The following is a 9,036-nucleotide window of genomic DNA, read 5'->3' as shown; positions in this document are numbered from 1 at the left end:
CCTAGCAGGCCGCGGCGACTCGGCGCTCATGTTGGCGGCGCAATGAGAACGGGAAGCGACGGAAACTCTGCTCAGACGGCCTTCAGCATGTCGATGAAGGCACGCAGCGCCGCCGGCACCTGTCGGTGCCCCGAGTAGTAAAGCGCCAGTCCCGGCTCGACAGGACACCAGTCCAGCAAGACCGCGACCAGGCGGCCCTCGGCGATCGCAGCCTGCGCATAGGGCTCGGGGACGTAGGCGATTCCCAGGCCGTCGATGGCCGCCTCGACCATCAGCGTGCTGTTGTCGAGGGTCAGCTGGCCCGGTACATCGACCGACACGGCTTTGCCGTCGCGGGCGAATTCCCAGCGGTAGCGCTTGCCGCTGGGCAGCCGCTGGCGAATGCAGCGGTGGCGGTGAAGCGCTTGCGGTTCGGTTATTTCGGGATGCCCTGCCAGATACCTGGGCGAGGCCACCGCGAGAAACCGCAACGCAGGCCCCAGGGGCACCGCCACCATGTCGCGCGGCACCGCCTCGGTCAGGCGAACGCCGGCATCGAAGCCTCGCTCGATGATGTCCACCAGGGCGCCGTCGGTGACCAGGTCCAGCTCCACCTGTGGATACCGTTCGACGAACCGGGGCACCACGGTGGACAGCAGGTAGCGGATCCCTCCTTCGTTGCCGTTGATGCGCAGCACCCCGCGCAACTGCTCGGCCGACGGCGCAAGGTCGGACAGCACTTCGTCCAGCGCGCTCATGAGCGGCAGCGCACGGGTGATCAGGCGTTCGCCCTCGGGCGTGGGCGACACGCTGCGGGTCGTCCGATGCAGCAGGCGCACCCCGAGGTCCCGCTCCATGGCGCGAACCGTATGGCTGAGCGAGGAGCGGGTAACGCCCAGCGCATCGGCCGCTTCGCGAAAGCTGCGCCGGGCAATGATCTCGCCCAGCGCGTTAAGGTCACTCCAGGAAGGTCTTTTCATTGGTGAATTTTCCTCACCAGCACGTTCTGTTCGATGGGGATTCTGACATCAATGACCGGCGACTAGCATGAGCCCTCATCTTCCTTTTTCAGGAGAGCGACATGAGCAAGACCTGGTTCATCACCGGCACCTCCTCCGGCCTCGGACGCATCCTGGCAGAACGTGCCTTGGCCCGAGGCGATCAGGTATTCGCCACCGCGCGCAAGCTCGCCGCCCTGGATGAGCTGAAGGCGCGCTACCCGGAGCGCCTGCACAGGCTCGCGCTGGAACTGACCGACACGACCGGCATCCGCCAGGTCGTGGATACGGCCTTCGCCCAGGCGGGCCGCATCGACCTGGTCGTCAGCAATGCGGGGTACGGGCTGGTCGGCGCCGCCGAGGAGCTGAGCGACGCGCAGATCGAGCGGCAGCTAGCCACCAACCTCCTCGGCAGCATCCAGATCATCCGCGCGGCACTCCCGCATCTGCGCCACCAGGGCGGCGGCCGCATCGTGCAGGTATCGTCCGAAGGCGGTCAGGTCGCCTACCCCGGGTTCAGCCTCTACCACGCGAGCAAATGGGGCATCGAAGGTTTCGTCGAAACGGTCGCCCAGGAAGTGGCCGGGTTCGGCATCGACTTCATCCTGGCGGAACCGGGGCCGACCGCTACCCGGTTCGGCGCCGGTATCGATTATGCGCAGGGGCTTCCCGAGTATGCCGGTACGCCCGCCGACAACGTGCGCACGGCCATTCGCTCCGACGCCTTTCCGGTGAAGGGAGACCCGGAACGCACGGTGGAGGTGCTGATGCGGGTCATCGACCAGCCGAATCCACCCTTGCGCCTCGCGCTCGGCAGCGCTGCGTTCGACAACATTCATGCCGCACTGACCAAGCGGTTGCAGGTGCTGGGCGACTACAAGCGCGAGGCGTTCCAGGCCGACAAGACCGCGCAATGACGCAGCGAGCAAGGGCAGGCTCCATATCGGAGCCTGCCGAGAAGATCGCTTTGTTCGACGCACGCATTCGGCCAATGCAGCAGGTACAACCATGAAAACCGGCGTTCTCGCACTCGCCTTGAGTGCCGCGATGACATTGTCCGCTTGCGCCTGGAATAGCGCGCCCGATGGTGCGAAGAACCAGCTCGTGGGTACCTGGAGCATGGTCAGTGCAACGACCGAGCGACAAGGCATCAGGGCCGATGCCTACGGGCCCGAGCCCCATGGCTGGCTGGTCTTCACCAGGGAAATGACCTTCATCGAGGTACTGACCGACCCACGCGTCCCGGCCTTCAGATCCAACGTCCGCGGCGAAGGCACCGATGAGGAAAATCGCGCGGCGATGGCCGGCAGCATCGGTTTCTTCGGTCGCTACACGGTCGACCAGAAGGGTGAATTCAGCGGCAATACCGTCGAAGGCGCCACCTTCCCTAACTGGGTGGGTTCGGTGCGCACCCGTGACGACCTGCTGCTGCAGGTCGATGGCGACCGGATGACCGAGCACTTCCTCCGCCCGGATGGCACACAGGTCCACATCGTCTGGGAGCGGGTTCGGTAGCGGATCAGGAGCGCGCATCCGAAAACGGGTAAGGCCGCCTCCACAAGGCTTCAGCGTCGACTCGGGCCGGCTTCACCGGAGCCCCGACCGGCCGAGTCAGCAGCAGGCGCCCGCGCTTCGGTTGACCATGGATACGATGACTTGCATCAGCTCATCCTTCGCCTGCTCCGCATCGACTTCCCCTCTCGCCGCGGCGTGCGAAAGCGCCTCGGCCGCGCCCAGCATCGCCGTCAGTCCAGCGGATGTCAGACCCGCATCGCCGGCAAAAGGCGACAATGCCGTTCGGCACTTGCCCAGGAACGCCTTCTCGTATTCACGCTTGGTGAGTTCCAACTCCGGTGAACTCGCCAATGCGGCGATGACACCTGATATTTCCCGACCCTGCAGCAAGACGCAGTCGACGTAGGAGACGGCAATGATTTTCGCCCTGCCAGGCAAGGTGGGTTCTCCAGATTCCAGCGCAGAGTCCATGACCTCAGTCTGTCGCTCGTCGAAATCCCGATAGAGGGCCACCAGCAGCCCGGCGCGCGTACCGAAGTGGTCATAAACCAACGGCTTCGTTACGCCAGAGCGCTCGGCCAGCCGCCCCAGGGTCAGCGCCTCGGTGCCCTCTTCACGCACAAGCTGCCACGCGGTCTCCAGTAGCTGGCGCGCCCTGTCTTCACGACTCAACCGGCGACGAACTCCCGCTGGAGCGACTTTCTGTGTTGACATCGCTATGTACCAAAAGTAACTTACTAACCGTAACTTACCTTTAGTATATAACCCTCCCCACTCACTCTCAATCGCCCGGGAGCTCTCCATGCACGCACTGATAGTCGTGGCCCACCCTGAGCAGCACTCGCTTACCCATAGCGTTGCCGCTCGCGTTGCCGAAGGGATCGGGTCTGCAAACACCTTCGAGATCGCCGACCTGGCGGTACAGGACTTCGACCCCCGCTTTTCCCCGGCCGACCTCGCCGTGCACCGCAGACAGGAGACGCCTCCCGCTGATGTCCTGGCCGAACAGACCAAAATCGACCGGGCCGATGCTCTGGTGCTGGTCTTTCCGGTGTACTGGTGGTCCATGCCGGCCTTGCTGAAGGGCTGGATCGACAGGGTGTTCAGCAATGGCTGGGCATTCGATTTTCGCCCGGACGGTCCGCTCATCAAAAAGCTGACCCGACTGCGGGTACACCTCATCGGCATTGGCGGAGCCGATGCGGGCACCTACGCCCGACACGGGTACGCCGCGGCCATGCAAACCCAGATCGATCACGGCATCTTCGACTACTGCGGCGCGCAGGTGGTGAGTTCACAACTGCTGCTCGACTCCGAAACCGCGGGCACGGAACTCGCCCTTCGCGCTGGCGAAGCGCTCGGTGCTCGGCTATTCGAGACGCTGGCAGCGACTCCATAAGCAGCGCTGAACGAAGTCCGCTGCCGCTCTTACCTCCCGATCCACCCCTCGCTGCTCAATCCGAACCGGACGACCTGAGCGTCCTGATGATCAGGTTCCTGAGGCTGTCCACGGCCCTGGAGCCTTGCGAGGCGCGGCTTCGGTAGACCGCGACCTGCATCGGTTCCAGCGGGCCCAGGCCATGCTCGCTGCCGAGGATCTGCAGGTGGTCGGGTGCGCTGCACTGGGTCAGCACCGCCACCGCCAGGCCGCTCTCGACCGCGGCGATCTGGCCGGCCAGGCTGGAGCTGTTGTAGACCACCTTGTAGCGGCGCCCCTGCAGCGCGAGCGAATTGATCGCGCTGCGGCGTGCGAGGCTGGCGGCCTCGTAGACTGCGATCGGCAGCGGGTCGCGCCGCCACAGTTCGAAGTGCGCGGAGCCCACCCACACCAACGGCTCGTGGAACAGCAGCGTGCCGCGGCGAGCGTGATCGCGGGAGACCAGCGCCAGGTCCAGGTCGCCGCTGGCCACGCGCGGGATGAGCGCGGTCGACTGTTCGCAGTTCAGCTCGATCTCCACCGCGCCGTGCCGAGGGGCGAAGCGCTTGAGCACCGGGGTGATGTAGCGGGTGGCGTAGTCGTCGGGCACGCCGAGCCGGACCCGGCCGGTGAGCGTCTCGCCACCGAAGACGGCCTGGGTCTCGGCGTGCAGGTCGAGCATGCGCCGGGCGTAGCCCAGCAGCGTCTGCCCGTCGGCCGTCAGCTGCAGATGGCGCGGGCCACGCACCAGCAGCTGGCGTCCCAGGGCCGCCTCCAGCTTCTTCAATTGCATGCTCACCGCCGATTGCGAGCGATGCACCTCACCGGCCGCGCTCGACAGCGAGCCGGCGTCGACCACGGCGACGAAGCACTTGAGCCAGTCCATCTGCAAATCGCGGGGCATCATCGGCGCCATCCTTCTATTCGATATTCGAATACCTGTCTGCCAGATTATGCGCTTCTCGCCTGGGCGAACCAGCCCGATGATGGCCGCATGAACACCGACCAACCGCAGAACCCCCAAGCCCCCGACAGACACGCCAGGATGCGCGCCGGCGGCGCCCTGCCCTTCGTCCTGGGCAGCGTCATCCTGGGCACCATCGGCATTTTTGTGCACGAGGCCGGCACCGATCCGCTGACGGCGACCTGGTTCCGCTGCGCCTTCGGCCTGCTCGGCCTGACGCTCTGGATAGGCTGGCGCAGGCAGCTCGGCCATCTGCGCCTGAGCCGGGCGACCTGGCGCGGAGTGCTCACCGCCGGGGTGCTGATGGTGCTCGGCTGGGGATTGTTCTTCGCCGCCATCGAGCGCACGTCCGCCGGGGTGGCCACCGTGCTGTTCCACATGCAGCCCTTGTGGGTGCTGCTGCTGGGCGCCTGGTACCTGAAGGAAGCCGTCGCCCGGCGACGCATCGTCTCGGTGGGGATCGCCATGCTGGGGCTGATCCTGGCCACCGGCGTGCTCGAACGCCTTTCGCCGTTTGGCGCCGGCCAGCCATCGCAGGCGGGCTACTGGCTGGGCGTGGGCTTCTGCCTGTTCGGCGCCTTCTGCACGGCCTGGGTCACCATCATCGCGCGGCAGCTGCGGCACATGCCGGCCGGCATTCTGGCGTGGTGGCAATGCGCGGTCGGGACACTGGCCTTGCTGGCATGGCCGACCCTAAATGGCTGGCCCGAATGGGGCGCGTCCTGGGTCTGGCTCTCGAGTCTCGGGCTGATCCACACGGGGCTGGCCTACGCGCTGCTGTATGCCGGCATGGCGCGCCTGAGCAGCGACCGTATCGCGGTCTACCAGTTTCTCTACCCGGCGGTCGCCATCCTCATCGACTGGCTGGCCTACGGGCAGCGTCTGGGAACGCTGCAACTGATCGGCGTCGCGATCATGGTGGTGGCCATCTGGTCCACCGAGCGCGCGCCGAAGCCGTAAGCGACAGGGCCGCCCGCCCTGCCCGACCGGTCAGGGCCTCATCGCGTCGAACAGCCCGGCGTAGTCGCTCTGCCGCTCCAGGTTCGCGACGAACGCCAGGGCCCGGTCCTGCGCGGACGGGGCGAGGTGCGGCGCCGCCATGCGGCGGAACTTGCGCTCGAAATCCCCATCGGTCATCGGGGTTTCCAGGGAGCCGGGGCCGCTGATCATTTCGCAGGTCAGCTTTTCGCCCGACACCAGGGTCGCGCTCACCCGGTTCGCCAGGTAGCGGGGGAACAGCCGGGTCAGCCCGGCGTCCTCGCTGACCGTGGTCCGGCCCATCAGGGCGATGGCGCGCGGGTCGCAGATCCGCTCCATGGAATAGGAATCCAGGGTGATGTCTCCGTCCAGCAGCGCCCGGGCCACGTTGTAGGGCAGGCTGTGGTCGGCCGTCTCGCGCGTTCTGGGCTGCCATTTCTCCGGGTCGGCCAGTACCCGGCGATTGAATTCGGAGGTCTCGATCCGTATGGATTCGATGGCCTCGAGGTCGGGGATTCGCGCGCGCAGGTCGATGGCCGCCCACACCGCCGTGTGCAGCTCCCCGTTGGTGGGGAAGGTCTTGGTGAGCGAGCGCAGGATGGCGAAGTCGCCGTTCGCGCGGTTTCCGAAGCCTTCGACGTCGAGCTCGAACTCGCCCGATACCTGCCGGAAGAAGCCCATCTCGCCTTCGAACGCCGGAGACGGCCCGGTCATGCCGTGGCGCGCCAGCTGCGCGGCGAAGATCGCGTTGCGCGCCGCGTTGGCGGCCGAGCAGCCCTTCCAGTCCGACAGCGAGCCCGAGCGCACCTGGCGCGTGGCCAGGTGTGCGCTGAGCGCGATGTTGATCGCCTGCTCAGTGCGCGCTTCGTCCAGCTTCAGCAGTCGGGACGCGGCGGCGGCCATGGCGACGTTGATGTAGTTGACGTGGTCCCAGCCGCGCTTGTTCAGGCTGGCCGCGTCCTGCAGCCGCATCTGGATCTCGTAGGCGACCACGATGGCCGCGATCAGCTCGCGCCCCGTCGCGCCCTCGGCCTCCGCCAGGGCGAGGCAGGCGGGAATGTTGTCGCTCGGATGGCCCGGCTCGCGGCCCATGTAGCCGTCGTTGTAGTCGAGAAAGCGCACCATGACGCCGTTGGCGAACGCCGCCAACTCAGGCGTGGTGCGCAGGTTGGTGCCGAACACGCTGGCAGCCGGCAGCGGCGTCTGCGCCGCCATCGCCAGCGCGACCTGCACCGGGCCGGCGCCGTAGGCCCCCAGGATGCAGGCCAGGCTGTCGACCAGGCGCCGCCGCACGCAGGCGGTCACGGGCTCGGGAATGTCGTCGACGGACAGTTCGCAGGCGTAGCGTGCGATCCGCCGGGCCAACGTCAGGTCAGACATGTGGGGCTCTCCGTCTCTTGGCTTCGCGCGGCTGCGCCGAGCGCTTGGGTATTTGCAGGTGGCGGGGCCGGGGCGACCTGCGCGTGCATGGCCCCGGCTCCCGCATCAGAGCGACGACGCGATCAGACGCCGGCCCGGGCCAGTTCCTCGGCCAGCACGTAGCCCCACTGCGCGCCGTGCATGTCGCGATCGGCCACCGAGCCCTGCACCACGGGGCGCGGCAGGCTGATCTTGATCACGTTGAGCGGCGCCATGTGGAAGATCCGCACCTGCTCGGGGTCGCTGTGGAACAGCGCGGCCATGGACGGCGCGCTCAGGTGCGGATCGCCGCACAGCTTGCCGAAGGTCTCGGCGTCGGCGCAGAAGATGTCGAAGGTCAGCCAGAACGGCCCGGCGCTCTTCGAACGGATCTCGTAACCCTGGGAATGGATCATGTTCAGGCTCCTGTCACGGTGAAATCGAAGCGGAACGGGGTCAGCGGGTCCGGCACCACCATCACGTGGTTGAGCGCGAACTCGTAGATCAGCCCGCGATCCATGGACGCCGGCGACAGCGGGAAGGCGTGGGTCGGCAGTTCCTCGTCCTCGGGCAGCGGGAAATGCAGCATGTAGGGGTTGAGCAGCGCGAGGATGTCGCGGGTGCGCGACTCGTCCGGGCTGGTGGCGATGGCCAGCACGCCGATTTCCACCGGCGTGCCGACCCGCGGCTCCAGCGCGCCCAGCGCCGAGTTCTTGCCGATGGCGCGAAACTGCAGGTCGTAGTCCGCCGGGCCGATCCCAAGGTTCTTCTCGATGCGCTTGCGCATCACGTCGTCCAGCTGCCCCAGCCATTCATCGAAACGCGCGATGTATTCCGGCCCACGCACCACGCTCAGCAGCACCGACTGATAGCCGGCCGGCGCGGCCCCTTCGAGCTTGACCGTGTAGCGCTCGGCCGGCTCCCAAACCGAACCCTCCACCCGCACGCTGCGCTCGCTGAGGGCGGTGTAGGTGGCCGCCTCGACGTTCAGCGCGCCGCCCGGCTCGACCAGCAGCAGCGGGTTGCTGTTCTCGTAGAGCATGTGCGCCATCACCGATTGCGGAGTCAGGCGCGCCTGGTCGCCGATCGCGGTGATGGTGAAGCCCCCCTCGTCGATCTCGGCCATGACCATGGCGTCGGCGGGCGTCGTGGTGCACTGGGCGCCGCATTCCATGGTCTTGCCGGCGTGCCAGGCCGGCCCTGCCGGCGCGCCGCGCATGATCGGCAGGCAGGCGAGCACCGCGGTATCGGTGGCGCGACCGGCGACGATGATGTCCGCGCCCTGCTGCAGTGCGTGGATGAAGGGCTCGACGCCCATCGCCGCGACGATGTGCGAGCAGCGCTCGATCAGCGCGTCGTCGATCGGGCGTACCGGGTTCAGCGGCAGCACGCGGCCGTCGGCCAGCGCCTGGGTCACCGTGGCGGCGTCCTGCTCGCCGTAGATCGCGGCGATCTTGACCTTCTGCCCCAGCTCGGCGGCCACTTCCAGGCACAGGCCGCGCAGCAGGTCGACGCCGGCGTCGGAGCCGCAGGTGCCACTGCTGCCGATGATCAGCGGCACGCCCAGCTCGGCGCGAGCGCGCATGTACACCAGCAGCTCGGCCTTGAGCACGGCCGCCGAACCCTTGGTCTTGCCGGTGCCGAGGTAGTAGGGGCCGGAGTCCGTCGAGCCGCCGTCCATCGCGATCACGTCCGGTTTTTCCAGCAGGGCCTGCTCGAACAGGTCCAGTCGTACGCCCGAGCCGATGCAGCCAGTCGGGACGAGCACCTTGATGCTGTTTTTCATC

The 9,036-nt window shown here is 67.2% G+C and carries 10 protein-coding genes; 4 read left to right on the top strand and 6 right to left on the bottom strand.

Translation table 11 applies throughout. The features are described from left to right. Positions 1-71: 71 nt before the first annotated feature. The gene (locus DN824_RS17880; RefSeq protein ID WP_138409760.1) at positions 72-959 is read right to left on the bottom strand and encodes a LysR family transcriptional regulator; all 888 of its coding nucleotides are present in this window, start codon (positions 957-959) and stop codon (positions 72-74) included. A gap of 101 nt (positions 960-1,060) precedes the next feature. Here DN824_RS17880 and DN824_RS17875 point away from each other — a divergent pair, with 101 nt between their 5' ends. Both DN824_RS17875 and DN824_RS17870 read left to right on the top strand, forming a co-directional pair. Beyond that, positions 1,061-1,894 carry an SDR family oxidoreductase gene (locus DN824_RS17875; protein ID WP_138409759.1) on the top strand — a complete coding sequence of 278 codons (834 nt, stop codon included), beginning with the start codon at positions 1,061-1,063 and terminating at the stop codon, positions 1,892-1,894. 130 nt (positions 1,895-2,024) lie between these two features. Beyond that, the gene (locus tag DN824_RS17870; RefSeq protein WP_241666732.1) at positions 2,025-2,492 is read left to right on the top strand and encodes a lipocalin-like domain-containing protein; all 468 of its coding nucleotides are present in this window, start codon (positions 2,025-2,027) and stop codon (positions 2,490-2,492) included. Between the two features lie 96 nt (positions 2,493-2,588). On the opposite strand, the gene DN824_RS17865 is transcribed toward DN824_RS17870, so the two are convergent. After that, positions 2,589-3,206: a TetR/AcrR family transcriptional regulator gene (locus DN824_RS17865; protein WP_138409757.1), complete on the bottom strand. Its 618-nt coding sequence runs from the start codon at positions 3,204-3,206 to the stop codon at positions 2,589-2,591. Between the two features lie 88 nt (positions 3,207-3,294). Between DN824_RS17865 and DN824_RS17860 the strand changes: the two genes are divergently transcribed. Next, on the top strand, positions 3,295-3,891 hold the full coding sequence (locus tag DN824_RS17860) for an NAD(P)H-dependent oxidoreductase (protein ID WP_138409756.1): 597 nt from the start codon (positions 3,295-3,297) through the stop codon (positions 3,889-3,891). Between the two features lie 55 nt (positions 3,892-3,946). Here the strand turns inward: DN824_RS17860 and DN824_RS17855 are convergent, their stop codons facing one another. After that, positions 3,947-4,816, bottom strand: a complete 870-nt coding sequence (locus tag DN824_RS17855) for a LysR family transcriptional regulator (RefSeq protein WP_138409755.1) — start codon at positions 4,814-4,816, stop codon at positions 3,947-3,949. A gap of 87 nt (positions 4,817-4,903) precedes the next feature. Here DN824_RS17855 and DN824_RS17850 point away from each other — a divergent pair, with 87 nt between their 5' ends. Further along, positions 4,904-5,833: a DMT family transporter gene (locus DN824_RS17850; protein ID WP_174236537.1), complete on the top strand. Its 930-nt coding sequence runs from the start codon at positions 4,904-4,906 to the stop codon at positions 5,831-5,833. A gap of 30 nt (positions 5,834-5,863) precedes the next feature. Here DN824_RS17850 and DN824_RS17845 read toward each other — a convergent pair whose 3' ends face one another. The 3 genes from DN824_RS17845 to DN824_RS17835 form a co-directional block, all read right to left on the bottom strand. Continuing rightward, the gene (locus DN824_RS17845; protein WP_138409754.1) at positions 5,864-7,231 is read right to left on the bottom strand and encodes an MmgE/PrpD family protein; all 1,368 of its coding nucleotides are present in this window, start codon (positions 7,229-7,231) and stop codon (positions 5,864-5,866) included. Positions 7,232-7,353: 122 nt separating this feature from the next. Continuing rightward, positions 7,354-7,665 carry a DUF4387 family protein gene (locus DN824_RS17840; RefSeq protein WP_174236536.1) on the bottom strand — a complete coding sequence of 104 codons (312 nt, stop codon included), beginning with the start codon at positions 7,663-7,665 and terminating at the stop codon, positions 7,354-7,356. A gap of 2 nt (positions 7,666-7,667) precedes the next feature. After that, a complete protein-coding gene (locus DN824_RS17835; protein WP_138409753.1) occupies positions 7,668-9,035 on the bottom strand; it encodes an acyclic terpene utilization AtuA family protein in 1,368 nt (455 codons plus the stop codon). Position 9,036 lies beyond the last annotated feature (1 nt).

Source organism: Stutzerimonas nosocomialis (assembly GCF_005876855.1).
In the GTDB taxonomy this organism is placed as follows: Bacteria; Pseudomonadota; Gammaproteobacteria; order Pseudomonadales; family Pseudomonadaceae; genus Stutzerimonas; species Stutzerimonas nosocomialis.
Note: the sequence above shows the minus strand (reverse complement) of the source record. Positions and strands in the feature narration are given on the sequence as shown.